Origin of the sequence: Variovorax sp. V35 (assembly GCF_041154465.1) — a bacterium.
Lineage (GTDB): Bacteria > Pseudomonadota > Gammaproteobacteria > Burkholderiales > Burkholderiaceae_C > Variovorax > Variovorax boronicumulans.
Genome location: NZ_AP028666.1, coordinates 5745929 through 5768650 on the forward strand (window position 1 = coordinate 5745929; position 22722 = coordinate 5768650).

The following is a 22722-nucleotide window of genomic DNA, read 5'->3' on the forward strand; positions in this document are numbered from 1 at the left end:
GAATCGGAAGGACCACTCCTGCAAGAAGACCCCATGACTACTCAACCTCTGCGCCGCGCGCTCCTGGGCCTGGCCGCCGCCGGTGCCCTGTACGGGCCGACCGCCTCGTGGCCGGCCTCCGATCCGGCCTACCCGGTGAAGCCGATCACCATCATCGTACCCTTCCCCGCCGGCGGCGGAACGGACGTGATCTTCCGTTCGGTGCAGCTGCGGCTGCAGGCTGCGCTCGGTGTGTCGGTCATCATCGACAACCGCTCGGGCGCGGGCGGCACCGTGGGCACCGGCTTCGGCGCGAAGGCGAACCCCGACGGCTACACGCTGGTGGCCAGCACCACGACCACCATCGCCTCGGCCGATGCGGTGTACCCCAAGCTCCCGTACGACCCCCTCAAGGACCTGGTGCCGATCGGCACCATCGGCACCACGCCTTTCGTGCTGGTGGTCACGCCCGCGCTGGCGGCGCGCACGGTGAAGGACTTCGTCGGCTACGCCAAGGCCAACCCGCAGGCGCTCAACTACGGCAGCATCGGCAACGGCAGCCTGAGCCACCTGGCGGGCGAACTGTTCAAGCAGCGCACCGGCATCGAGATGACGCACGTGCCCTACCGCGGTGCCGCGCCCGCGCAGGCCGACCTGATGGCAGGCCAGATCCAGGCGCTGTTCGACAACCCGCCCGCGCTGCTCGCGCAGGTGCGCGGCGGCCGCATGCGGGCGCTGGCCATCAGTGAACCGTCGGCGGGTTTCGCCGACCTACCGACTTTCGAGGCAGCCGGCATCAAGGACTTCAAGCCGCAGCTCTGGTACGGCCTGATGGCACCGGCCGCCACGCCGCAGCCGGTGGTGCAGCGCCTGCGCGCCGCACTCGACACCGCGATGAAAGACCCGGCCCTGCGCGCCGACATGCTGGCCAAGGGCGTGACGCCGTGGAACGTGCGGCCCGAGGTGTTCGAGGAGCACATCCGCGGCGACATCAAGCTCTGGGGCGGTATTGCGCGCTCGGTCAACGCGAGGGCTGATTGACGATGACTGCGATTTTTTCTGCGCCCGGTTGCCGGAACATCCGCGTGTTCGTCGGCCCCGATCCATCCGTCGGCGGCAACCCCGCGCCCGTCTGGCTCGATGCCGACGCGCTCTCCACCGCACAGATGCAGGAGCACACCCGGCTCAGCGGCCATGAGTCCGTCTTCGTGCTGAAGCCGACCACACCGGCGCACCGGCTGCGCATGCGCTACTTCGTGCCCAAGCACGAGATGGAAATGTGCGGCCACGCCACGGTCGGCGCGCTGTGGCTGCTGCACCGGCGCGGCGAATGGGACGGTGCGCCCGTCGCGATCGAAACGCTCAGCGGCACCGTCACGGGCCGGCGCGTCGATGGCACGGTGCAGGTCAGCCAGCCGCGCGCCACGGTGGAAGAGGTGACGCAACAGCGGCTGGTCGAAGACATCGCGCAGTGCCTGGGCATCGAGGTCGGGCAGATCGTGGGGCCGGTGCTCAACGCCGCCACCAGCCGGGTCAAGACGCTGGTTCGCCTGGCCGACACCGCGCAGCTGCACGCCTTGCGCGTCGACTTCGCACGCGTCGAATCGCTGTGCGAACGTCTCGGGTCCACCGGGCTGTATCCCTATGCCATGTCACGGGACGAAACCGACACGGTCAGCGCACGGCAATTTCCGAAATCTTCCGGCTACCCGGAAGACGCCGCCACGGGCATCGCCGCCGCCGCGCTGGCCTGGGGCCTGCGCCACCTCGGGCTGGTCGGCCACGAGGCGCTGTCGGTGACCGTGCGGCAGGGAGAAGCAATGGGTTCACCTTCCGCGATCCACGTGGGATTGCCATGGGATGCGAACACGCAGGAAGGTTGCTGGGTCGGCGGCGAGGCCTGCGATGCGCAACCCGAAGATTTCTTGCTCGACCGGCTGTGCCCACCTGAAGTGGCGCGGGCCAAGCCATCGGGTACTTACGCCACATTCGCGAGGGCCGGCAGTCTGCTGCACACGAGCGGCGTGGTGGCGCGCGAGAACGGCCAGGTGATCACAGGCCGGCTCGAAGGCCCCGACGATGTGGCACGCGGCCAGCGGGCCGCAGTGGCGGCTGTCGGCGCCCTGCTGCGCGCGGCACAAGACGAGCTCGGCAGCCTCTCGCGCGTCGTTCGCGTCGTGGCACTGAACGGCTACCTCCAGACTTGCGGCGACTTCAAGGACCACGCCCAGGTGATGGACGCGGCCTCGGCGGCCCTGCAACAGATCTTCCCCGATGCCGCCCTACCGGTTCGCACCACGGTGGGCATCGCCTCGCTGCCTCGCGGCGGCGTGGTCGAGGTGTCGATGGTGCTCGAGACGCGCGACTAGGCCCGCTCCTTCCCGGCTTTTTCCACGGGAGGCAGCGCAGCGTGCCCGCTCGTCACCACCGCCGAGGTGGCGGGCCGCTTCAGCCCCAGCGCGCCTTCGAGCATCCGCAGAATGGTCTCGCGGGCCAGGTCGAAATCCGCCGGCTCCAGCGCCTGCTTGCCGAGCAGCATGCGCATCTGCCAGGCGAAGTCGGCGTAGGTCTGCGTCATGGCCCACAGCGTGAACAGCAGGTGCGGCACGGGCAGCGGCGCCACGTCGCCATTGGCCATCCAGCGGTTCAGCACGGCCGCTTCGGCGCGGAAGGCCGGCACCAGCTTGGCCTCGATGTCGTCGGCGCATTGCGGCGCCTGCGAAATGATTTCCTGCGCGAACAGCCGCGAGCCCGAAGGGTGGTCGTACGAGAACTGCAGCTTCTGCGTGACGTAGCGCTCCAGCGCGGCATGCGGGTCGAGGTCGGCGTCGGCCAGGCTGTTGAGGTTCGACAGCCACGAGTCGAGCACGTCGTTGAACACGCGGCTGTACAGCGCCTTCTTCGAGGGGAAGTAGTACAGCAGGCTCTGCTTGGAGATGCCCGCGTCGGCCGCGATGTCGTCGACCGACACGCCGCCGTAGCCGTGCAGCGCGAATCGCTCCTGCGCCACCGCGAGGATGGCGCTCTCGAGGTTCTGGCGGCGGGCCTGGCGCTTCACGGCGGGAGGACGCGCCGCAGTTCGCAGGGGTGGCGCAGCGCTCATGGGTTCTTCATCCGCGCCAGGAAGCGCACCAGTCGCTCGTCGCCGCAGTGCGCGACGTTGAAGCGGTACCAGGCAAAGGGCTGCGGCATGTCGCCGAAATCGGTCGCGGCCGCGAGCGGCAAGCCCTGCTTGCGCGCCTCCTGCAGCACCGCATCGCTCGATGGACGAGGCTCACAGCCGGGCGGCCAACCCGCGCAGAGAAAGGGGCCGCCGTCGGGCACGCACAGCGCCTGCAGGCCCGCGCCGGTCAGCAGCGACAGCGTGCGCTCACCGGCGATCTTCAGCGCGGTGTTGAGCTTCTGCAGGAAGCGCGGATAGCCGGCATCGGCCAGCACCTCGCAGGCCACGCGCTCCTCGAACTCGCTCGGGCCGAGCGTGGTGTGCAGGCAGCGCAAGGCCGCATCCTCGACCCAATGCTGCGGCAGCAGCACATGTGCAAGCCGCAGCTTGGCCGAGAGCGTGGTCGACACGCCACCGACCTGCGCCACGCGCTGCAGCCCGTCCATCGCGGCAAGGCTGGGTGCCTGCAGCGGCGACAGCCCGCGCCAGGTGTCGAGCTCGATCACGCGCAGGTCGTGCCGCTCGGCCGCCTGCAGCGCCTGGTGCGCGCCCTGCGGGCTCATGCACACGCCCAGCGGATTGGAAACTGCCGTCGACAGGAACAGCAGGCGCTGGCGGCTTGCCGCAGGCAACATCGCGGCATGGCTGTCGAGCGCGGCGATGTCGAGGCAGCCGCCGCGCCGTGGCACTTCGAGCATGCGACGGCCCAGCGTGCGGATCAGGCTGCGCAGCTGGCGCGGTGCGGGCGACTCGACCAGCACCGCGTCGCCGGGTTCGGTCCAGGCCTGCAGCAAACACATCGTGGCGCCCAGGCTGCCCGCTGCCGTCATGACCTGCTGCGGGCCCAGCGCGGGCAATTCGGCGCGATGGCGCGCGGCGATCAGTTCGCGCAGGCGCGGCAGGCCGAAACCATGTCGCGTGCCGCTGTCCCATTCGGGGGCCGAGCGGGCCACGCGGCGCATGGCTTCGCGCACCAGGTCATCGCCCCGGTATTCGGCGGGTGGCGGGCGGTCGTGGGCCGTGGCGGTGTCGGTCATGCGCGGCACCGCATCGGCGTCGTCGGATGCAATGCGAGAAGGCCGGTGCAGCACGTAGTAACCGCTGCCCGGCCGCGAGGCCAGCACCGAGCGCGCGCGCAACGCGCTGTACGACTCGGTGACGGTGAAGGTGCTGATGCCCAGCTTGCCGGCCAGCGCGCGCACCGAAGGCATCTTGGTGCCTGGCGCCAGGCGCCCGTCGATGACGCGCAGCTCAACACCCACCACGAGGCGCTGCGCCAGCCCGAGGCCGGGCGCGGCCTCGTCCATGTCGCCCATCAGGCCCTGCATCCAACCGGCACCGGCGGGCGCCGGCTGGCGCAGCGCCGACGCGTTGCTTGAACTCTGCATCACCGGGTCTCCTTGAGAAACGCATGCGGCCTGTCTGGACAGGGTTTGCCCTGGGCAACTGTGCTGGGGAGTGCACCAAACAGCATGGTCGACAGCGGCAAACACTTTCTCGTGCGCCGCGCCAACTGTGTATGGGCGGCACCCCTCGTTTGCTGAATCATCGCGACATTCGACCACTTGGTCAAACTTCATGAGGGCTCGATCTCTCATGTCGCACACGGTTACCCCACCACGACCTGGAGCTTGAAAGCCCATGAGCAGCACGATGAATCCCGTCGCGCCCAGCGCGCACATTGCCTCCGATGTGCGCGCCGGCCGTCTCGACCCCGCGCAGTACGCCAAGAACTTCTGCGACGCCCACCCGCCGCTGAACGTGGTGCAGGCCAACATCGAGGCCGAGCGCTGCTACTACTGCTTCGACGCGCCCTGCCAGACGGCCTGCCCCACGGGCATCGACATCCCGACCTTCATCCGCCGCATCGCCGACGGCAACCTGCGCGGCGCGGCACGCACCATCCTCGAAGAGAACCCGCTGGGCGGCATGTGCGCCCGCGTCTGCCCGACCGAGGTGCTGTGCGAGCAGGCCTGCGTGCGCAACAGCAACGAGAGCAAGCCGGTCGAAATCGGACTGCTGCAGCGCCACGCCACCGATGCCTTCTTCGACGCGCCCGGCGCGCCGCTGTTCGTGCGCGCGGCCGACACGGGCAAGCGCATTGCCGTCGTCGGCGCGGGCCCGGCCGGCCTGGCCTGCGCCCACCGCCTCGCGGTGCTGGGCCATCAGGTGACGCTGTTCGACGCGCGCCCCAAGCTCGGCGGCCTGAACGAATACGGCCTGGCCAGCTACAAGACGGTGAACGACTTCGCCCAACGCGAGATCGAGTGGCTGCTGTCGGTCGGCGGCATCGAGGTACGCAACAACCAGGCACTGGGCCGCGACCTGCACCTGAATGCACTCGCCGCCGACTACGACGCGGTGTTCCTGGGCCTGGGCCTGGCGGGCGTGAACACGCTGGGCCTGGGCGAGCAGACCGGTGTGCGCGATGCGGTGGACTTCATCGCCGAACTGCGCCAGGCGGCCTCACCGGCCGACGTGGCCATCGGCCGCCATGTGGTGGTGATCGGCGGCGGCATGACGGCCGTGGATGCGGCCGTGCAGTCGCGCAAGCTCGGCGCGGAAGACGTGAGCATCGTCTACCGGCGCGGCGCGGAAGCCATGGGCGCTTCGGTCGACGAACAGAGCTGGGCCAAGGAGAACGGCGTGCGCATCATCCACTGGGCCGCGCCCAAGGCCCTGCGCGCCAAGGGCGGCGTGCTGCGCGGCATCGACTTCGCGCGCACCGCGCTGGTCGACGGCAAGCTGGTCGAAACGGGTGAAGCCCTCGCGCTGCAGGCCGACATGGTGCTGTGCGCCATCGGCCAGAGCTTTGTCGCGACCGCGCTGGAAGACAGCGGCGTGCAGCTGCAGGGCGGGCGCATCAGCACCGATGCGGAATGCCGCAGCTCGCTCCCGAAGGTCTGGGCCGGCGGCGACGCGCGCTTCGGCGGGCGCGACCTCACGGTCGAGGCGGTGGAAGACGGCAAGCAGGCCGCACTGTCCATCGACCGCCACCTGCGCGCCGCCTGACGCGACAGCGCCCGCTCTTCCTTTCTCACCTCTCATCCGAGCGCGCCGTGGCGCGACAGGAGCAATTCACATGGCAGACCTGAGCATCGACTTCGTGGGCATCCGCAGCCCCAACCCCTTCTGGCTGGCCTCGGCGCCACCGACCGACAAGGAGATCAACGTGGTCCGCGCCTTCGAGGCCGGCTGGGGCGGCGTGGTCTGGAAGACCGTGGGCGAAGACCCGAACGTCGTCAACGTGCACGGCCCGCGCTACGCCGTGTCGTATGCGGCCGACCGCCGCGTGACGGGCTTCAACAACATCGAGCTGATTTCCGACCGGCCGCTACGCACCAATCTCGAAGAGATGACGCGCGTCAAGCGCAACTGGCCCGACCGCGCGCTGGTGGCGTCGATCATGGTGCCGTGCACCGAAGAGGCGTGGAAGAACATCCTGCCGATGGTCGAAGACACCGGCTGCGACGGCATCGAGCTGAACTTCGGCTGCCCGCACGGCATGAGCGAACGCGGCATGGGCGCGGCCGTAGGCCAGGTGCCCGAGTACATCCAGATGGTGGCCGAATGGTGCAAGCACTATTCCAAGCTGCCGGTGATCGTGAAGCTCACGCCCAACGTGGCCGACATCCGGCCCGCCGCGCGCGCCGCGAAGAAAGGCGGCGCCGACGCGGTGAGCCTCATCAACACCATCAACTCGATCATGGGCGTCGACCTGGACGCGATGGCGATGTTTCCGCACACCGACGGCAAGGGCTCGCACGGCGGCTACTGCGGCCCCGGCGCCAAGCCCATCGCGCTGCACATGGTGGCCGAGATCGCGCGCGACCCGCAGACCGCCGGCCTGCCGATCTCGGGCATCGGCGGCGTCTCGACCTGGCGCGATGCGGCCGAGTTCATCGCGCTGGGCAGCGGCTCGGTGCAGGTGTGCACTGCTGCCATGGTCTACGGCTTCAAGATCGTGCAGGACCTGTGCGACGGCCTCTCCAACTTCATGGACCAGAAGGGCTACGCCAACCTCGAGCAGATGCGCGGCCGTGCGGTCGGCAGCATCACCGACTGGCAGCAGCTCAACCTGAACCACGTCGACAAGGCCGTGATTCACCAGGACCTGTGCATCCAGTGTGGGCGCTGCCACGTGGTGTGCGAAGACACCTCGCACCAGGCCATCAGCGCCACGAAGGACGGCATGCGCTTCTTCGAAGTGAAGGAAGAAGAGTGCGTGGGCTGCAACCTGTGCGTGTCGATCTGCCCGGTGCCCGGCGCGCTGTCGATGCGCACGCTGAAGGCCGGCGAGACGGACGCGCGCACCGGCCACCCGGTGGTCGGCCACTACGCCAACTGGACCACGCACCCCAACAACCCGATGCGCACCGGCAGCCCCGCCTGAACGGGATATCGAACAAGCGAGTGAGTGAGTGAGCAAGTGAATGACCAAGCCCGGCGCAGACCGGGCGGCGGCGGGAGGGGAACGACCACACGGCCAGAAGCACGACACACGTGCAGGAGAAAACCCACATGACGACCCCACAGCACGGCGGCGCACCCGCCGCAAACCTCTGGAACGAGGACCTGGCGCCCACCACGCTGGCGCAGCGAACGTGGCGCTGGTACCACTTCGCCGCGCTCTGGGTGGGCATGGTGATGTGCATCCCCGCCTACATGCTGGCGGCCAGCCTCATCGAAGGCGGCATGTCGTGGGGGCAGGCGGTGCTGACCGTGTTCCTCGGCAACGCCATCGTGCTGGTGCCGATGCTGCTCATCGGCCACGCCGGCGCGAAGTACGGCATTCCGTATGCGGTGATGGCGCGCGCCTCGTTCGGCACGCGCGGGGCGCGGCTGCCTGCCCTGCTGCGCGCCATCGTGGCCTGCGGCTGGTACGGCATCCAGACCTGGTTCGGCGGCCAGATGATCTACACGCTGGTCGGCGTACTCATGGGCCAGCCGCTGGGCGGCGACAAGCTGCCGATGCTCGGCATCAACGGCGCGCAGCTCGTGTGCTTCCTGATCTTCTGGGCCATTCAGCTGTACTTCGTGGTGCACGGCATCGAGTCGATCCGCCGGCTCGAGACCTACACCGCGCCGCTGAAGATCATCGTGTGCGTCGCGCTGCTCTACTGGGCCGTGCAACGTGCCGGCGGCCTGGGCCCGATCTTCGACCAGCCTTCGCAGTTCGAGGCCGGCGGCAAGAAGGCCGGCATGTTCTGGGCCGTGTTCTGGCCGTCGCTCACGGCCATGGTCGGCTTCTGGGCCACGCTGGCGCTGAACATCCCCGACTTCACACGCTTCTCGCGCTCGCAGCGCGACCAGGTGGTGGGCCAGGTGATCGGCCTGCCCGCGCCCATGGGCCTGCTCGCGATGATGGCCGTGATGGTCACCTCGGCCACCGTGGTCATCTACGGCAAGGCACTGTGGGACCCGGTCGACCTGGCCAGCCGCATGACCGGCGCCGCGGTGCTGCTCGCGCTCATCATCCTGCTGATCGACACGGTGAGCGTGAACCTGGCGGCCAACCTCGTGGGCCCGGCCTACGACTTCTCTGCCCTCAACCCGAAGAAGATCTCGTACCGCACGGGCGGCTACATCACGGCCGGCATCGCCATCGTGATGATGCCGTGGAAGGTGTTGGAGACCACGCAGGGCTACATCTTCACCTGGCTCATCGGCTACTCGGCGCTGCTGGGGCCGGTGGCCGGCATCCTGATTGCCGACTACTACCTCATCCGCCGCAAGGAGCTGGACGTCGATGCGCTCTACCGCGAGAACGGCGCGTACAGCTACGGCAACGGCTGGAACATGGCGGCCATCGTCGCTTTCATCGTCGGCGTGCTGCCGAACATCCCCGGCTTCCTCAACGCCGCCTTTCCGTCGGCCGTGCCGTCGATGCCCGAGTTCTTCAAGACGATCTACACCTACGCCTGGTTCGTCGGCGTGGTGCTGTCGGCCGTGGTCTACATGGGGCTGATGAAGGCGCGCGCACCGCAGCTTCAGGGCCTGGTCCCGCCCCTCAAGAACCCCAGCTGACGCAAGAAAGAAAAGGAACCCACGCCATGACCGTTCTCATTCGCGGTGGCACGGTGGTCAACGCCGATGCCGAGCACCGTGCCGACGTGCTCTGCCAGGGGGACAAGATCCTCCAGGTCGGCACCGACCTGCAGGTGCCGGCGGGCGCCGAAGTCGTCGACGCCGGCGGCGCCTACGTGATGCCCGGCGGCATCGACCCGCACACCCACATGCAGTTGCCCTTCATGGGCACGGTGGCGGCCGACGACTTCTTCAGCGGCACGGCGGCCGGCCTGGCCGGCGGCACCACCAGCATCATCGACTTCGTGATTCCCGACCCGCAGCAGTCGCTGATGGACGCCTTCCGCATGTGGCGGGGCTGGGCCGAAAAATCCGCCGGCGACTACAGCTTTCACGTGGCCGTGACCTGGTGGAACGACAGCGTGCACAAGGACATGGGCACGCTGGTGCATGAGCATGGCGTGAACAGCTTCAAGCACTTCATGGCCTACAAGAACGCGATCATGGCCGACGACGAGATCCTGGTGAAGAGCTTCCAGCGTTCGCTGGAACTCGGCGCCATGCCCACGGTGCATGCGGAAAACGGCGAGCTGGTCGCGATGCTTCAACAGCAGTTGCTGGCGCAGGGCATTCGCGGGCCTGAAGGCCATCCGCTGTCGCGCCCGCCGATGGTCGAGGCCGAGGCGGCCAACCGCGCCATCGCCATCGCCGACGTGCTGGGCGTGCCGATCTACGTGGTGCACGTCTCGTGCGGCGAAGCGCTCGACGCCATCACCCGCGCCCGCGCGCGCGGCCAGCGCGTGTACGGCGAAGTGCTGGCCGGCCACCTCGTGGTCGACGAGAGCGCCTACCGCGACCCCGACTTCGCGCGCGCCGCCGCCCACGTGATGAGCCCGCCCTTCCGCTCGCGCGAGAACCAGGCCATGCTGTGGCGCGGTCTGCAGGGCGGCAACCTGCACACCACGGCGACCGACCACTGCACCTTCTGCGCCGAGCAGAAGGCCGCCGGCCGCGACGACTTCACGAAGATTCCCAACGGCTGCGGCGGCGTCGAAGAACGCATGGCCGTGCTGTGGGACGCGGGCGTCAACGCCGGCCGGCTCACGCCCTCGGAGTTCGTGCGTGTCACCTCGACCAACGCGGCTCAGCTGTTCAACCTGTACCCGCGCAAGGGCGTGATCCAGCCCGGTGCCGACGCCGACATCGTGGTCTGGGACCCGAAGGCCACCAAGACGCTGTCGGTGAAGACGCAGCACTCGAAGAGCGACTTCAACATCTTCGAAGGCCGCCAGGTGACGGGCGTGCCCAGGCACACGGTCAGCGCCGGCCGCTGGGTCTGGCGCGACGGCGACCTGCGCGCCGAGCCGGGCACCGGCCGCTACCTCAAGCGCCCGCCCTTCGCGCCGATGTTCACCGCGCTCGAACGTTTCAAGCAGCAGCACGCGCCCACGGCCGTGGCGCGCTGAACCCCCAAGGAGTCATACATGAATGCAGCAGTGGACACGCAGGTGCTGACGATCAACGGCGAGCGCCTGTGGAACTCGCTGATGGAACTGGCACGCATCGGCGCCACCCCCAAGGGCGGCGTCAAGCGGCTGGCGCTGACCGACCTCGACAAGCAGGGCCGCGACCTCGTGGTGTCGTGGGGCAAGGCGGCCGGCCTGAGCATCACCGTCGACAAGATCGGCAACGTCTTCATGCGCCGCGAAGGCAGCAACCCCGCGCTACCGCCCATCGTGTCGGGCAGCCACATCGACACGCAGCCCACCGGCGGCAAGTTCGACGGCAACTACGGCGTGCTGTCGGCGCTGGAAGTGGTGCGCACGCTGAACGACCAGGGTATTCGCACCGAGGCGCCCATCGAAGTCGCGTTCTGGACGAATGAGGAAGGCTCGCGCTTCGTGCCGGTGATGATGGGCTCGGGCGTGTTCTGCGGCGCCTTCAGCCTGGAACACGCCTATGCGGCCAAGGACACCGAAGGCAAGACGGTGCAAGAGGAGCTGGCGCACATCGGCTACATCGGCGACCAGACGCCGGGCGACCACCCCATCGGCGCCTACTTCGAGGCGCACATCGAGCAGGGGCCGGTGCTGGAAGATGCGGACAAGGTCATCGGCGTGGTGCCGGCGGTGCTCGGCCTCTCCTGGTACGACTGCGTCGTCACCGGCATGGAGGCGCATGCGGGCCCCACGCCGATGCATCTGCGCCGCGATGCGCTGCAGGTGGCGACGCGGATCATGCAGGAGGTCGTGGCCATCGGGCTGCGCTACCCACCCTACGGGCGCGGCACGGTCGGCATGGTGCAGGTGCACCCGAACAGCCGCAACGTGATTCCGGGCGAGGTGAAGTTCTCGGTCGACCTGCGCAACGTGAGCGGCGAACTGCTCGACCGCATGCACGGCGAGATCCTCGCCTTCGTCGAGCGCACGGGGCGCGAGACCGGGTTGGGCGTGACGATCGAGCGCGTGTCGTACTTTCCGCCCTGCCCGTTTCATCCCGATTGCGTGGACGCGGTGCGCCGCGCGACTGAAAGGCTCGGCTACTCGACCATGGACGTGGTGTCGGGCGCGGGCCACGACGCGATCTATGCGGCGCGGCTGGCACCGGCCGGCATGATCTTCGTGCCCTGCAAGGACGGCATCAGCCACAACGAGATCGAGGACGCGCAGCCCGACCACCTGACGGCCGGCTGCAACGTCCTGCTGCACGCGATGCTCGAACGCGCGAAGCGCGTGGACTGACGCCCATACGCTCGCGGTGGCGGCGGCGCTGCCGTTACTGGTACGCCGCCAGCTCCTGCTTCGCGATCGCGTTGCGGTGCACCTCGTCGGGGCCGTCGGCCACGCGCAGGTGGCGTTCGTAGGCGTAGAAGTGCGTGAGCAGCGTGTCCTGGCTCAGGCCCATCGCGCCGAAGGCCTGCATGGCCCAGTCGATCACCTTCACGCAGTTGTTGGGCGTGAGCACCTTGATCATCGCGATCTCTTTCGCGGCGACCTTGTTGCCCACGGTGTCCATGCGGTAGGCGGCGTTCAGCACCATCCAGCGCGACTGCTCGATGAGCATGCGCGACTCGGCAATGCGCTCGCGCCACACGCCCTGCTCCGACAGCGGCTTGTGGAAGGCCACGCGCGACACGAGGCGCTGGCACATCATCTCCAGCGCGGCTTCGGCCATGCCGATGGCGCGCATGCAGTGGTGGATGCGGCCGGGGCCGAGGCGGCCCTGCGCGATCTCGAAGCCGCGACCCTCGCCCAGCAGGATGTTCTCGACCGGCACGCGCACGTTGTCGAACACGATCTCGGGATGGCCGAAGGGCGGGTCGTACATGCCCAGCAGCTGCATGTCGCGCACGATGGTGATGCCGGGCGTGTTCTTGGGCACGAGCACCATCGACTGCTGCTTGTGGCGGTCGGCGTTGTCGGGGTCGGTCTTGCCCATCAGCACGAAGATCTCGCAGCGCTCGTTCATGGCGCCGGTGATGTACCACTTGCGCCCGTTGATGACGTACTCGTCGCCCTCGCGGCGGATGCTGCAGCGGATGTTGGTGGCGTCGCTCGAAGCCACCTCGGGCTCGGTCATGGCGAACGACGAGCGGATCTCGCCGGCCAGCAGCGGCGTGAGCCAGCGTTCCTGCTGTGCCTTCGTGCCGTAGCGCGCCAGCACTTCCATGTTGCCGGTGTCGGGTGCGGAGCAGTTGAAGATTTCCGCGCACCAGTAGCGCCGACCCATGATCTCGCACAGCGGCGCGTACTCGACATTGCTCAGGCCCGGGCCGTGTTCCGACTCGGGCAGGAACAGGTTCCACAGGCCGCGCTCGCGCGCCTTGGCCTTGAGGCCGGCCATCATCGGCAGCTCGGCGTAGGGCCGGCCGGCACGGGCGTTGGCGGCCAGCTCTTCCTCGCGGCGCTTCTCGTTCGGGTAGACGTGCTCGTCCATGAACTTGAGCAGCTCGGCGCGCAGCGCGAGCACCCGGGGCGTGAATTCGAATTGCATGTCGTCTCGTCCTTCTTCCAATGTGCGGTCGAAGATACGTCGCGATGCGGATCGGGACGGTCGTTCGCGCGACAGCACGAACGCCGCCCTGCGCGGGCCAGCGTGGCGTGGGCAACGCCGTCGCGAGCGCGGCCAGCGCCGCCACCACCTTCTGCACCGACTGCGCAGCGCGCGCGTCCTTCAACGCGCCGTCGGCATCGAAGGCCTCGTTCGCGCGCCCGAGCGCGAACTGCTGCGGCGCCACCAGCATGGCGAAGGCCATCTGCAGGTACTGGCGCAGGAAGTTCATCGAGCGCAGTGCGCCCAGCGGCCCGGGCGAGGCCGACAACAGCGCGGCCGGCTTGTTGGCCGTGGCGGCCAGGCCGCCCGCGTGGCCCTCGCCGGGCGGAATGCGCGAGAGCCAGCTGAAGGCGTTGATGACCAACGGCGTGGGAAAGCCGTTGTACTCGGGCGTGACGATCAGCACACCGTCGCTCGCCGAGATGGCGCTGCGCAGTTCGTGCGCGCCGGCCGGCACGCCCGAGGCGGCCTCGAGGTCGCCGTCGTACACGGGCAGCGCCAGCGCGCGCAGGTCCATCTCCGTCACCTGCAGGCCCGCCGCGCGCGCGGTGGCCGCGGCCACGGCCGCCAGCCGGCGGTTGAGCGAGCCGTCGCGGGCGCTGCCGGGAATGATCAGGATGCGGGGACTGTCCATGCGGGGCTCCTTGCCGTGCGTTGAAAGAAGAAGGAAAGCCGCGCCGCACGCGAAGGGCGTGCGGCGCGGCGGTCGTCAGTGTCGCATCGAGAGGGTCAGGCGCGCTGCGAATCCAGCTGCTCGCTGTTCGTCACGACGTCCTGCGCCTTCATGTAGCTCTCGATCAGCAGCTGGTAGGGCGGGAACACGGCGCTGTAGGCCTCGGCCCATTGCGCGGCGTCGTCGCGGTGCCAGGTCTTCTGCACTTCGGAGCACACGCCCGCGGTGTCGATCGGCACCACGCCGGCCTGCACCACGCGCGCCAGCGTGATCTCCTGCGCCATCTTCGAGTAGGTGCCCGAGGCGTCGATCACCGCGAACACGCGGTAGCCCTCGTGCACCGCCGCGATGCTCGGGAAGGCCATGCACACGCTGGTGATGGTGCCCGCGATGATCAGCGTGCCGCGCCCGGTGGCCTTCACGGCGGCCACGAACTCGGGGTTGTCCCAGGCGTTGATCTCGCCCTTGCGCGCCACGTACTGCGCATGCGGCGCGTACTTGTGCACTTCGGGAATCAGCGGCCCGTTCGGCCCCTGCGGCACCGAGGCGGTGGTGATGACGGGAATCTTCGCCAGCGTCGCGACCTTGGCCAGCGTGGTGACGTTGGAACGCAGCTCGGTCATCGGCATGTCCTTCACGGTCTGGAACAGCCCGCTCTGGTGGTCGATGAGCAGCATCACGGCGTCGTCGGGGTCGATGACGGGCTTGGCGCCGTTGAAGTTGGCGACGGTGTTCGGTGTGGTCATGGGGTGCTCACTTTCCTTGGGTCAGCTGGGTGTAGCTGGTGATGAGGTTGCGGTAGTCGGGGATGTGGTTGGAGAACAGCGTGCCCAGCCCCTCGATGTCGTTGCGCCAGTCGCGGTGCAGCTCGCAGGCCACGCCGAACCACGACATCAGCTGCGCGCCGGCGGCCGACATGCGGTCCCATGCGGCCTGGCGCGTCACGTCGTTGAAGGTGCCCGACGCATCGGTGACGACGAACACGTCGAAGCCCTCGGCCAGCGCCGACAGCGCCGGAAAGGCCACGCAGACCTCGGTGACCACGCCGGCGATCAGGAGCTGCTTCTTGCCCGTGGCCTTCACGGCCTTGACGAAGTCCTCGTTGTCCCAGGCGTTGATCTGGCCGGGGCGCGGAATGTAGGGCGCGTCGGGAAACTGGGCCTTCAGCTCGGGCACCAGCGGGCCGTTGGGGCCGTTCTCGAAGCTGGTGGTCAGCACCGTGGGCAGCTTGAAGTAGCTGGCGATGTCGGCCAGGGCCAGCACGTTGTTCTTGAACTTGTCGGGGTCGATGTCGCGCACCAGCGAGAGCAGGCCGGTCTGGTGGTCGACCAGCAGCACGGCGACATCGTTCTTGTCGAGACGGGTGTAAGGCTTGGACATGAGAGGCTTCCTTTGCGAGGTTGAATGCCGGGGAAAAATGGCCCCCGATGCATGTCCGTCAGCGTAAAAGCGCACCCGAAAGTCCGGTAGTCGGCGAAATTTGCCTGCAGCGTTCCACCCGATGGACGATGGCAACACCCGTGCGCCGTGGTCGGATGAATTCGCGCCTGCCGGAGCCGATCCGTGGCGGCGGGTAAAATACCCCTACATGTCCCGCTGGTTTGCCGCTACCGTCCTCGCTTTCATGCTGTCCTGCTACGGCTTCGCCGTGCTCGCGCACGGGCTGGTCGGCGGCCACCATGTGACGTCGTCGTCCGGCGAACGCCAGACCGTCGCGACGCTCGCCGCCTCGCTGGCCGATGGCGGTGACAAGGACATCGGCAAGACGTCGTCCGAAGACCCGTCCGCCATGGACGAAGCCGGCTCCGAGCACGCCGAACTGGTCGACGCCCGTCCCCACGCGCGCAACCTGCTGGTGCTCTCCGCGCAACCGCCGCGGCTGGGCTCCACCTCGGTGCTCTCGCCGCTGCTCGACCGGCCCAAGCGGCCACCCCGGCCCCACGCCCTCCTCGCCGCCTGAGGCCGCGCGGCGGCGAGCGAACGCCTGAGGACTGTTGCAGTCCGGGCGTTTGCGCTCATCCGATCCGGCCCGTCGCCCTTTTCGCGCGACGCCCCTGCCCCTTCTTTTTCAGCCGTCTGACGGCCCCGCCGCACGTGTCATGCGACCCGTCCGGCCCTCTCTCTTTTTTCAGGATTTTTCGATGAACTCCAGCCAATCGGCCTACCCCTCCAGCTTCGGCGCACCGTTGGCCTCGGTCCAGGAACGCAACCGCGTTCTGCGCAACACCTACTGGCTGCTCGCGCTGTCGATGGTGCCCACCGTGCTGGGTGCCTGGCTCGGCGTGGCCACCGGCCTCACGCGTGCCATGTCGCCGGGCATCGGCATCATGGTGTTCCTCGGCGGCGCCTTCGGCTTCATGTACGCCATCGAGAAGACCAAGAACTCCGCCGCCGGCGTGCCCGTGCTGCTGGCCTTCACCTTCTTCATGGGTCTGATGCTGTCACGCCTGGTCGGCAGCGTGCTCGGCCTGTCCAACGGCGCCAGCCTGGTCATGACCGCCTTCGCCGGCACCGGCGGCATCTTCCTGGGCATGGCCATGCTCTCGACGGTCATCAAGCGCGACATCTCGGCCATGGGCAAATGGCTCTTCGTGGGCGCCATCGGCCTGCTGGTGGTGGGCATTGCCAACGTCTTCATCCAGTCGAGCGCGCTGATGATGACGCTGTCGGTCGCCGCCATCGGCATCTTCTCGGCCTTCATCCTGCACGACCTGAAGCGCGTGAAGGACGGCCTCGAGACCAACTACATCTCGGCCACGCTGGGCGTGTACCTGAGCCTCTACAACGTGTTCCAGTCGCTGCTGGCCCTGCTGGGCATCGCCGGCGGCCGCGACGAGTAAGCGCACACAGAACGACAAGCAAGGAAGGAAGCACCATGCGCCTCACCACCAAGGGCCGCTTCGCGGTCACCGCGATGATCGACATCGCCCTGCACGGCCGCTCGGGCCCCGTCACGCTGGCCTCGATCAGCCTGCGCCAGCAGGTCTCGCTCTCGTACCTGGAACTGCTGTTCGCCAAGCTGCGCCGCAACGGGCTGGTCGAATCCACCCGCGGCCCCGGCGGCGGCTACTCGCTCAGCCGCAAGGCCGCGGAGATCACGGTGGCCGACATCGTGCTCACCATCGAAGACCTGGGCGCCAGCAAGATCCGCCCGCGCGCCGCCGGCTCGGCCGACGAACCCGGCCGCTGCGAGATCGACGACCTGTGGGCCTCCGTGAACCTGCGCGCCGTCGAGTTCCTGCGCTCGATCTCGCTGCAGAGCCTGGTCGACGAACAGAAGGCCAAGGGCGTGCAGCCCGCCACCAGCGCGGCCGCCCGCCGCACCACGGCCGTCGTTGGCTCGCCGGTGCGCAAGCCCTTCGTGGTCGACGCGCCGAACTCGGTGTTCGCACTGGGACGGCGCCACAGCACGAGCAGCTGACGGCGATCGGCGCGGCCGCTGCGCCGCGCCTTGAAAGACCGGGCCGCGCGACCTAGACTGGGCAGTGAGGGCACCCGCGGTGCCGGGGGCCAAGGAGCCTGCCATGTACAAGCGTGTTCTCGTCGCAACCGACGGCTCTTCGCTGTCGGACAAGGCGGTGGCCGCGGCCATCGATCTCGCGTTGCTGACCGGCGCCGAGCTGGTGAGCGTCAACGTCGCGCACATCCAGCCCTATGGCTATTTCGAAGGCTCGATGCTGCTGAACCAGACGGACTTCGAAGCCAACCAGAAACACGTCGAGCAGGCGGCCCAGCGCGTGGCCGATGCGGTGCGCGACACCGCCCTGGCCAAGGGCGTGCGCCGCGCCGACGCGGTGGTCATGAAGTCGAACCAGGTGGCCGAAGCCATCATCCACGCTGCCAAGAACCAGGACTGCGACCTGATCGTGATGGCCTCGCACGGGCGCCGCAGCCTGGCCCGGCTGCTGCTCGGCAGCGAGACGCTGCACGTGCTGACGCACTCGCACATTCCGGTGCTGGTGCTGCGCTGAACTGAACGAATGAGGCACCGCGCACGCGGTGCGCGGGGTTATCTCGTCGCTGCGGACTCGACGGTCTCGACGACCGTGCGACCGGCCGGCGGGCACGACGGCCCGGCATCGCGGCCGAAGCAGCGCGCGGCCTGCGTGCGCGCCTGGGCTTCCTGCGCGTGGCGCGCCTGCGCGGCATCGACCTGGTAGTCGAGCAGCCACTTCATGAGCAACAGCATCGCGATCACCAGCCCGAGCGCCACACCCAGCAGGGTCGTGCGCCAGTTGCGCGGTCGCGCCGCAGACGGCGCGCGGGCCGGTGCGCTGCTCTCCATCGCGGTGAAGCCCGCAAGGCTGCGGGACGCACCACCGTCATGGATGCGGCGGCGGGGTGGTTCGGGGGTCGCGGAACGCGCGGACACCGAGGTCTGCGCGCGCTTCACGCGCGGCGCATGGGCAGTGTCCGAAGGCAGGTGGCGGGCAGGCATGACGGGGGCGATTATGAACGCCTTGCGCCCCCGGTCCGTGCGTCAGGCACCGACGCCGAACGCTGCGTGGTACTGCACCTCGCCAACCGGCCACGCGCCGTGGAACGACACGGCCTGAAAGTATTCCGGCGGCACGCCCGGCAGCACCAGCCCGGGCCGCACGACGAAGCCGAAGCGGCCATAGAAGGCCGGGTCGCCCAGCAGCACGCAGCCCTGCGCGCCGGCGTCGCGCAGGCCCGCCAGCGCCGCGTCCATCAGCAGCCGGCCGATGCCCTGCCCCTGGCGCGCAGGCGCCACCGAGATCGGCCCCAGGCCATGCCAGCCGGCCGTGCCGTCGGAAACTGCCACCGGCGACACCGCGACGTGGCCGACGATCTCGCCACCGTCTTCGACCACGAGCGACAGCGTGAGCTGGCCGGCCGCGCGCAGGGCGTCGACGATGAGGTGCTCGGTCCCGTCGGCATGCGCCGCGCCGGCAAAGGCCGCCACCGTCAGTTGCCGGATCGCGGCCTCGTCGCCCGGTTGCTCGGGGCGAACCACCGGCCCCGACTCCGCCCGTCGCGCAGCCTCCACCTTCTTCTGCGTGTCGGCATCCACCAACGCCCGCATGGCGCGGAACAGCGGCCGGCTGCCGGTGTGCTTCTGGCCGTAGCCGAGATTGAATTCGTAGTCGAAGTCCGGCGGGTTCGCGCCCTGGTTGTGCTGCAGCAGCGTCTCGAGCTTGTCGAGCGCCTTGACCGCCTGCGCTTCGGGCGTCTCGGCTTTCTCGTACTCGTCCCACAGTGCCAGGATGCCCGCGCGCAGCGGCGCGTCGAGCGTGCGCGTGAGCAGCTGCAGGTCTTCGCGCTCCTGCGCGCTCTTGTCGGGGTGCGCGGCCTGTTCGATGGCGGGAATGTCGCCATGGATCGCCTCGCCCAGGTCGTGCACCACGCACATCTTCAGCACCTTGAGCAGGTCGAGGTCGGCCAGCTCGTCCTCGAAGGCCATGGCCATGAGGCACAGGCGCCAGCTGTGCTCGGCCGTGCTCTCGGTGCGGCCCGAAGCGGTGTGCGCGCTGCGCAGCACGCTCTTGAGGCGCTCGGCCTCGCGAAGGAAGTCCAGCCTTCCCTTGATCTGATCGATGTCCATCTCGCGGTCTCGTTCGTCCTGAATGTGTCAGGCCGAGCCTAAGCGATCCGCAGGCACACCGTTGTTACAGCGCTGGCCCCAGCCCGATCGGTGCGGGCACCACGTTGACGATGCGCGTGAAGAGCGACGCATACACCTCGTCGGGCGCGGGGTGGCTGGAGAACAGGTCGCGGTTCTCGCCGAAGGCCGCGTCGAGCTCGCGCCAGTCGTCGGCGCTGAGCACGCGCTCGGCCAGCGGCAGGATCTCGCGCTCCTCGTGCGCCATGTGGTCCAGGTAGAAGCTCACGTACTCGTTCATCGCCTGCTCGAAGGCCAGGCGGCGCGGCTCGCCGAGCATCTCGAAGGCGAGCAGCGCGTGCTCGACGTGGCGGATCTTGCGCTCGCCCCAGGCATGGTCGTTGTCGAGCTTGTCCATCAGGTCGCGCGAGATCGGCGTGCAGGCGCGCAGCCGGGGAAAGAGCAGCTCGGTCTCCTTCGGGTGGTGGCGCTTCTCGGGAAACTCGTCCACGTAGAACAGCATCGCGCGCAGCGTCGCGAAGTCGGGCATCGTGCCCTTGCGGCGGTGCTGGTCGAGCAGCATCACGATGGAACGCAGCATGGCCGCCAGCGCGGCGTGCTCCTGGCGAATGATCCGGACGGCGGCATGGGTCATGAGGGTCTCCTTCTTTCGAAGGCCCCAAGGGTCGCAAGTCCGACGCGGCCCAGGCTTGTTCCAGATCAAGGCCCGTGCATGCAGCCAGGCACAGACTGGCACGGCATCTCCTCTTTCTCATCACCGCACCCTGGAGGTTCCACACCATGTACCAACGCATCCTGGTTCCCGTCGACGGCAGTTCCACCTCCGCCGAAGGCCTGGCCGAAGCCATCCGCCTGGCAAAGCTCACCGGTGGCCGCCTGCGCATCGTCCACATCCTCGATGAGCTCTCGTTCGCGCTCGGCATGGACGTCTACGTCGGCCATTCGGGCGACTGGCTCGGGGCGCTGCGCGCCAACGCCGTGACGCTGCTCGAGAAGGCCCGCGCCCAGGCGCAGGAAGCGGGCGTCGAGGCCGAGGTCGTGCTGCGCGACGGCTTCAAGGCCGGCGCGGTCCACGACCAGGTGGTGACCGAAGCCGTCGATTCGAAGGCCGACCTGATCGTGCTCGGCACGCACGGGCGGCGCGGCCTGAGCCGCTGGGCCATGGGCAGCAGCGCGGAACACATCCTGCGGGTGGCGCCCGTGCCGGTGCTGCTGATCCGCGCGCCCGAAGCCGCGGCGAAGGTGGAGTCCGAGCGCTTCAGCCTGCCGGACGGGCAGGTCGCGAACCAGTAGGCCGGCCACCCGTCGCCGGTTTGACGGGGCCCGGCACCGCGCCCAGAATGGCCTGCTCCGCTCGCGGCTTCTTTCGCGCAAGAGCCGCCCGCCCGTTCCCCGTTTCAAGGAGCAGCGCCATGAGCTCACCCCAGCACATCCGGCAGTCCATGGACACCCTCGCGAGCCACTTCGCGGCGCATCCCCAGGACGCCCTGACCCAGGACAAGCCGGCCACGGCCACGCTGGTGTCGGGCCTGCACTTTCGCGTGACCGGGCCCACCGGGGAATCCATCGCGACCGACATGCCGAAGGCCATCGGAGGCAAGGCTGAAGCGCCATCGCCCGGCTGGTTCATGCGCGCCGCCCTGGCCAGTTGCGAGACGACTGTGATCGCCATGCGGGCCGCGCAGCTCGGCATCGCATTGACGACCCTCGAAGTGGTCGTCGGCAGCCAGTCGGACAGCCGCGGCCTGCTCGGCGAGCCGGCCTCCGTGCCCGCCGGCCCCAGCCGCATGCACGTCGCGGTGCGGATCGCCGCGGAGGGCGTGCCGGAACAGGCGTTGCGCGACCTGGTGCACTGGGCCGAGGCCCACTCCCCGGTGGGCAGCGCGCTGCGCCGGGCCGTGCCGCTCGAGGTGACGGTGCAGGTCGGTCCGGCCTGACGGCACCGCCGAAGACCGTCCTCAGGCGTAGGAACGCAGCCGCACCGCAAAGGCCGCCAGCGGCGCGATGCCACTGGCTTCGGCGCGCTCGCACCAGTCCTGCAGCCGCTTCACGAGCTGTTCGCCCGTGGCGCCCGAGCGGCTCCACAGCGCCGTCAGTTCGCGCCGCATCGCGTACATCGTTTCCAGTGCCTGCGAAGCCACCAGCGCTTGCGTGAGCTGCGCATGGCGCGTGGCGTCGAGTGCCTTCTCTTCCTTGCCGAGCCAGGGCCGCGCGGCGCGCAAGGCACGGGCCTTGTTCGGCGCGAGCGCATGCACCCGCGCCAGCTCCTCGGTGCAGGCCTGCTTCAGCGAGCGCGAGTAGTTCGACAGCACGTCGTAGTGGTGCCGGATCACCGCCTGCACCGTGAGCAGGTCGACGGTGGCGCGCGGCGTGGTGAGGCGCGGCTTCGGCGCCAGGTGCTTCACCTTCGCCAGCCCCAGCGCCTGCAACGCGCGGATGTAGACCCAGCCGATGTCGAACTCGAACCACTTGTTCGACAGCTTGGCCGAGGTCGGGAACGCGTGGTGGTTGTTGTGCAGCTCCTCGCCGCCGATCAGCAGGCCGATGGGAAAGATGTTCGTGCTCGCGTCCGCCGCGGGCCAGTTGCGGTAGCCCCAGAAGTGGCCGATGCCGTTGACCACGCCGGCGGCCCAGAACGGAATCCACGCGATCTGCACGAGCAGCACCAGCGCGCCCGGCAGCACGCCGAACAACGCCATGTCGATCAGGCCCATGCAGGTGATGCCCAGCGTCTGGTAGCGCGTGTACAGCCGGCGCTCGAGCCAGTCGTCGGGCGTGCCGTGGCCGTAGCGGCTGAGCGTCTCGGGGTTGCGCGCCTCGGCCACGTACAGCAGCACGCCGCCCCAGAGCACGCGCTTCAGGCCCACCACCTGCGGGCTGTGCGGGTCGTCGGGCGTGTCGCACTTGGCGTGGTGCTTGCGGTGCACCGCGGCCCACTGCTTGGTGACCATGCCCGTGGTCATCCAGAGCCAGAAGCGGAAGAAGTGGCTGGCAATGGGATGCAGGTCGAGCGCGCGGTGCGCCTGGTGGCGATGCAGGAAGATGGTGACCGAGGCGATGGTGACGTGCGTCAGCGCCAGTGCGGCCAGCAGCACGCCCCACCATGGGAGGTCGAGCGCGCCCGAGAAAAAAAAAGATGCCATTCGTTCGTACCTTCTGGACCCTGTGGACAACGGGCGCGATTCTCGGAAGCGCTCCGCCCGCGGGCCTTGCGCCAGATCAACGGCGGGCGCTGCGGCTGCC

The 22722-nt window shown here is 68.9% G+C and carries 22 protein-coding genes and 2 pseudogenes; 13 read left to right on the forward strand and 11 right to left on the reverse strand.

From position 1 onward, the window contains the following. The first annotated feature begins 33 nt into the window (after positions 1 to 33). Together ACAM42_RS26405 and ACAM42_RS26410 are read left to right on the forward strand one after the other, a co-directional pair. Positions 34 to 1020: a Bug family tripartite tricarboxylate transporter substrate binding protein gene (locus ACAM42_RS26405; RefSeq protein WP_369629904.1), complete on the forward strand. Its 987-nt coding sequence runs from the start codon at positions 34 to 36 to the stop codon at positions 1018 to 1020. 2 nt (positions 1021 to 1022) lie between these two features. After that, positions 1023 to 2348: a PhzF family phenazine biosynthesis isomerase gene (locus ACAM42_RS26410; protein WP_369629905.1), complete on the forward strand. Its 1326-nt coding sequence runs from the start codon at positions 1023 to 1025 to the stop codon at positions 2346 to 2348. On the opposite strand, the gene ACAM42_RS26415 is transcribed toward ACAM42_RS26410, so the two are convergent. Together ACAM42_RS26415 and ACAM42_RS26420 are read right to left on the reverse strand one after the other, a co-directional pair. Next, entirely contained in the window at positions 2345 to 3082 is a 738-nt protein-coding gene (locus ACAM42_RS26415; RefSeq protein ID WP_139702566.1) for a TetR family transcriptional regulator C-terminal domain-containing protein, read from the reverse strand. The two genes, ACAM42_RS26410 and ACAM42_RS26415, sit on opposite strands and share 4 nt — an antisense overlap. After that, complete coding sequence (locus tag ACAM42_RS26420; RefSeq protein ID WP_369629906.1) at positions 3079 to 4530, reverse strand: PLP-dependent aminotransferase family protein; 1452 nt, start codon at positions 4528 to 4530, stop codon at positions 3079 to 3081. The genes ACAM42_RS26415 and ACAM42_RS26420 overlap by 4 nt, the downstream gene beginning before the upstream one ends. A gap of 265 nt (positions 4531 to 4795) precedes the next feature. On the opposite strand from ACAM42_RS26420, the gene ACAM42_RS26425 reads away from it, so the two are divergent. The 5 genes from ACAM42_RS26425 to ACAM42_RS26445 all read left to right on the forward strand — a co-directional run bounded on the left by ACAM42_RS26425 (position 4796) and on the right by ACAM42_RS26445 (position 11910). Further along, positions 4796 to 6154 (forward strand): NAD(P)-dependent oxidoreductase, encoded by a 1359-nt coding sequence (locus ACAM42_RS26425; protein WP_369632804.1) that lies wholly within the window; start codon positions 4796 to 4798, stop codon positions 6152 to 6154. Between the two features lie 70 nt (positions 6155 to 6224). After that, positions 6225 to 7535 carry an NAD-dependent dihydropyrimidine dehydrogenase subunit PreA gene (gene preA / locus ACAM42_RS26430; protein ID WP_369629907.1) on the forward strand — a complete coding sequence of 437 codons (1311 nt, stop codon included), beginning with the start codon at positions 6225 to 6227 and terminating at the stop codon, positions 7533 to 7535. A gap of 128 nt (positions 7536 to 7663) precedes the next feature. Continuing rightward, on the forward strand, positions 7664 to 9169 hold the full coding sequence (locus ACAM42_RS26435) for an NCS1 family nucleobase:cation symporter-1 (RefSeq protein ID WP_369629908.1): 1506 nt from the start codon (positions 7664 to 7666) through the stop codon (positions 9167 to 9169). A 26-nt stretch (positions 9170 to 9195) separates the two neighbouring features. Continuing rightward, positions 9196 to 10635, forward strand: a complete 1440-nt coding sequence (hydA, locus tag ACAM42_RS26440) for a dihydropyrimidinase (RefSeq protein WP_369629909.1) — start codon at positions 9196 to 9198, stop codon at positions 10633 to 10635. A gap of 18 nt (positions 10636 to 10653) precedes the next feature. Beyond that, a complete protein-coding gene (locus tag ACAM42_RS26445) occupies positions 10654 to 11910 on the forward strand; it encodes a Zn-dependent hydrolase (protein ID WP_369629910.1) in 1257 nt (418 codons plus the stop codon). Positions 11911 to 11944: 34 nt separating this feature from the next. Here the strand turns inward: ACAM42_RS26445 and ACAM42_RS26450 are convergent, their stop codons facing one another. From ACAM42_RS26450 to ycaC, 4 genes and pseudogenes are all read right to left on the reverse strand, one after another. Further along, positions 11945 to 13162, reverse strand: a complete 1218-nt coding sequence (locus tag ACAM42_RS26450; protein WP_070062107.1) for an acyl-CoA dehydrogenase family protein — start codon at positions 13160 to 13162, stop codon at positions 11945 to 11947. Between the two features lie 268 nt (positions 13163 to 13430). Continuing rightward, positions 13431 to 13856: pseudogene (locus ACAM42_RS26455) on the reverse strand (NADPH-dependent FMN reductase); the annotation flags it as partial. A gap of 95 nt (positions 13857 to 13951) precedes the next feature. After that, positions 13952 to 14641, reverse strand: a complete 690-nt coding sequence (locus tag ACAM42_RS26460; RefSeq protein WP_369629911.1) for an isochorismatase family protein — start codon at positions 14639 to 14641, stop codon at positions 13952 to 13954. Positions 14642 to 14648: 7 nt separating this feature from the next. Continuing rightward, entirely contained in the window at positions 14649 to 15275 is a 627-nt protein-coding gene (ycaC, locus tag ACAM42_RS26465) for an isochorismate family cysteine hydrolase YcaC (protein ID WP_062479957.1), read from the reverse strand. Positions 15276 to 15519: 244 nt separating this feature from the next. On the opposite strand from ycaC, the gene ACAM42_RS26470 reads away from it, so the two are divergent. The 4 genes from ACAM42_RS26470 to ACAM42_RS26485 all read left to right on the forward strand — a co-directional run bounded on the left by ACAM42_RS26470 (position 15520) and on the right by ACAM42_RS26485 (position 17866). Continuing rightward, complete coding sequence (locus ACAM42_RS26470; protein ID WP_062479977.1) at positions 15520 to 15855, forward strand: hypothetical protein; 336 nt, start codon at positions 15520 to 15522, stop codon at positions 15853 to 15855. 181 nt (positions 15856 to 16036) lie between these two features. Beyond that, positions 16037 to 16735, forward strand: a complete 699-nt coding sequence (locus ACAM42_RS26475; protein WP_062479959.1) for a Bax inhibitor-1/YccA family protein — start codon at positions 16037 to 16039, stop codon at positions 16733 to 16735. Positions 16736 to 16770: 35 nt separating this feature from the next. Beyond that, positions 16771 to 17316 carry an Rrf2 family transcriptional regulator gene (locus ACAM42_RS26480; protein ID WP_062479961.1) on the forward strand — a complete coding sequence of 182 codons (546 nt, stop codon included), beginning with the start codon at positions 16771 to 16773 and terminating at the stop codon, positions 17314 to 17316. 103 nt (positions 17317 to 17419) lie between these two features. Beyond that, on the forward strand, positions 17420 to 17866 hold the full coding sequence (locus ACAM42_RS26485; protein WP_062479963.1) for a universal stress protein: 447 nt from the start codon (positions 17420 to 17422) through the stop codon (positions 17864 to 17866). Between the two features lie 38 nt (positions 17867 to 17904). Here the strand turns inward: ACAM42_RS26485 and ACAM42_RS26490 are convergent, their stop codons facing one another. The 4 genes and pseudogenes from ACAM42_RS26490 to ACAM42_RS26505 all read right to left on the reverse strand — a co-directional run bounded on the left by ACAM42_RS26490 (position 17905) and on the right by ACAM42_RS26505 (position 20113). Continuing rightward, complete coding sequence (locus ACAM42_RS26490; RefSeq protein WP_062479965.1) at positions 17905 to 18333, reverse strand: hypothetical protein; 429 nt, start codon at positions 18331 to 18333, stop codon at positions 17905 to 17907. A 42-nt stretch (positions 18334 to 18375) separates the two neighbouring features. Beyond that, entirely contained in the window at positions 18376 to 18873 is a 498-nt protein-coding gene (locus ACAM42_RS26495) for a GNAT family N-acetyltransferase (RefSeq protein WP_369632805.1), read from the reverse strand. 24 nt (positions 18874 to 18897) lie between these two features. Then, a pseudogene (locus tag ACAM42_RS26500) lies at positions 18898 to 19461 on the reverse strand (HD family hydrolase); the annotation flags it as partial. 64 nt (positions 19462 to 19525) lie between these two features. After that, complete coding sequence (locus ACAM42_RS26505) at positions 19526 to 20113, reverse strand: hemerythrin domain-containing protein (protein WP_369629912.1); 588 nt, start codon at positions 20111 to 20113, stop codon at positions 19526 to 19528. 146 nt (positions 20114 to 20259) lie between these two features. On the opposite strand from ACAM42_RS26505, the gene ACAM42_RS26510 reads away from it, so the two are divergent. Continuing rightward, the gene (locus ACAM42_RS26510) at positions 20260 to 20772 is read left to right on the forward strand and encodes a universal stress protein (RefSeq protein WP_307587113.1); all 513 of its coding nucleotides are present in this window, start codon (positions 20260 to 20262) and stop codon (positions 20770 to 20772) included. 119 nt (positions 20773 to 20891) lie between these two features. Further along, on the forward strand, positions 20892 to 21416 hold the full coding sequence (locus ACAM42_RS26515) for an OsmC family protein (protein ID WP_369629913.1): 525 nt from the start codon (positions 20892 to 20894) through the stop codon (positions 21414 to 21416). Positions 21417 to 21437: 21 nt separating this feature from the next. Here the strand turns inward: ACAM42_RS26515 and ACAM42_RS26520 are convergent, their stop codons facing one another. Further along, entirely contained in the window at positions 21438 to 22622 is a 1185-nt protein-coding gene (locus tag ACAM42_RS26520; protein ID WP_369629914.1) for a fatty acid desaturase, read from the reverse strand. Between the last annotated feature and the right edge of the window lie 100 nt (positions 22623 to 22722).

Excerpts from the sequence above, each read along its gene's own strand:
- ycaC (WP_062479957.1), bottom strand. The coding sequence starts at position 15,275 with ATGTCCAAGCCTTACACCCGTCTCGACAAGAACGATGTCGCCGTGCTG.
- ACAM42_RS26460 (WP_369629911.1), bottom strand. The coding sequence starts at position 14,641 with ATGACCACACCGAACACCGTCGCCAACTTCAACGGCGCCAAGCCCGTC.
- ACAM42_RS26520 (WP_369629914.1), bottom strand. The coding sequence starts at position 22,622 with ATGGCATCTTTTTTTTTCTCGGGCGCGCTCGACCTCCCATGGTGGGGC.
- ACAM42_RS26410 (WP_369629905.1), top strand. The coding sequence starts at position 1,023 with ATGACTGCGATTTTTTCTGCGCCCGGTTGCCGGAACATCCGCGTGTTC.
- ACAM42_RS26435 (WP_369629908.1), top strand. The coding sequence starts at position 7,664 with ATGACGACCCCACAGCACGGCGGCGCACCCGCCGCAAACCTCTGGAAC.
- ACAM42_RS26480 (WP_062479961.1), top strand. The coding sequence starts at position 16,771 with ATGCGCCTCACCACCAAGGGCCGCTTCGCGGTCACCGCGATGATCGAC.
- ACAM42_RS26510 (WP_307587113.1), top strand. The coding sequence starts at position 20,260 with ATGTACCAACGCATCCTGGTTCCCGTCGACGGCAGTTCCACCTCCGCC.
- ACAM42_RS26405 (WP_369629904.1), top strand. The coding sequence starts at position 34 with ATGACTACTCAACCTCTGCGCCGCGCGCTCCTGGGCCTGGCCGCCGCC.
- ACAM42_RS26490 (WP_062479965.1), bottom strand. The coding sequence starts at position 18,333 with ATGCCTGCCCGCCACCTGCCTTCGGACACTGCCCATGCGCCGCGCGTG.
- ACAM42_RS26485 (WP_062479963.1), top strand. The coding sequence starts at position 17,420 with ATGTACAAGCGTGTTCTCGTCGCAACCGACGGCTCTTCGCTGTCGGAC.
- ACAM42_RS26415 (WP_139702566.1), bottom strand. The coding sequence starts at position 3,082 with ATGAGCGCTGCGCCACCCCTGCGAACTGCGGCGCGTCCTCCCGCCGTG.
- ACAM42_RS26515 (WP_369629913.1), top strand. The coding sequence starts at position 20,892 with ATGAGCTCACCCCAGCACATCCGGCAGTCCATGGACACCCTCGCGAGC.
- ACAM42_RS26420 (WP_369629906.1), bottom strand. The coding sequence starts at position 4,530 with ATGCAGAGTTCAAGCAACGCGTCGGCGCTGCGCCAGCCGGCGCCCGCC.
- ACAM42_RS26505 (WP_369629912.1), bottom strand. The coding sequence starts at position 20,113 with ATGACCCATGCCGCCGTCCGGATCATTCGCCAGGAGCACGCCGCGCTG.
- ACAM42_RS26475 (WP_062479959.1), top strand. The coding sequence starts at position 16,037 with ATGAACTCCAGCCAATCGGCCTACCCCTCCAGCTTCGGCGCACCGTTG.
- ACAM42_RS26425 (WP_369632804.1), top strand. The coding sequence starts at position 4,796 with ATGAATCCCGTCGCGCCCAGCGCGCACATTGCCTCCGATGTGCGCGCC.
- preA (WP_369629907.1), top strand. The coding sequence starts at position 6,225 with ATGGCAGACCTGAGCATCGACTTCGTGGGCATCCGCAGCCCCAACCCC.
- hydA (WP_369629909.1), top strand. The coding sequence starts at position 9,196 with ATGACCGTTCTCATTCGCGGTGGCACGGTGGTCAACGCCGATGCCGAG.
- ACAM42_RS26445 (WP_369629910.1), top strand. The coding sequence starts at position 10,654 with ATGAATGCAGCAGTGGACACGCAGGTGCTGACGATCAACGGCGAGCGC.
- ACAM42_RS26450 (WP_070062107.1), bottom strand. The coding sequence starts at position 13,162 with ATGCAATTCGAATTCACGCCCCGGGTGCTCGCGCTGCGCGCCGAGCTG.
- ACAM42_RS26470 (WP_062479977.1), top strand. The coding sequence starts at position 15,520 with ATGCTGTCCTGCTACGGCTTCGCCGTGCTCGCGCACGGGCTGGTCGGC.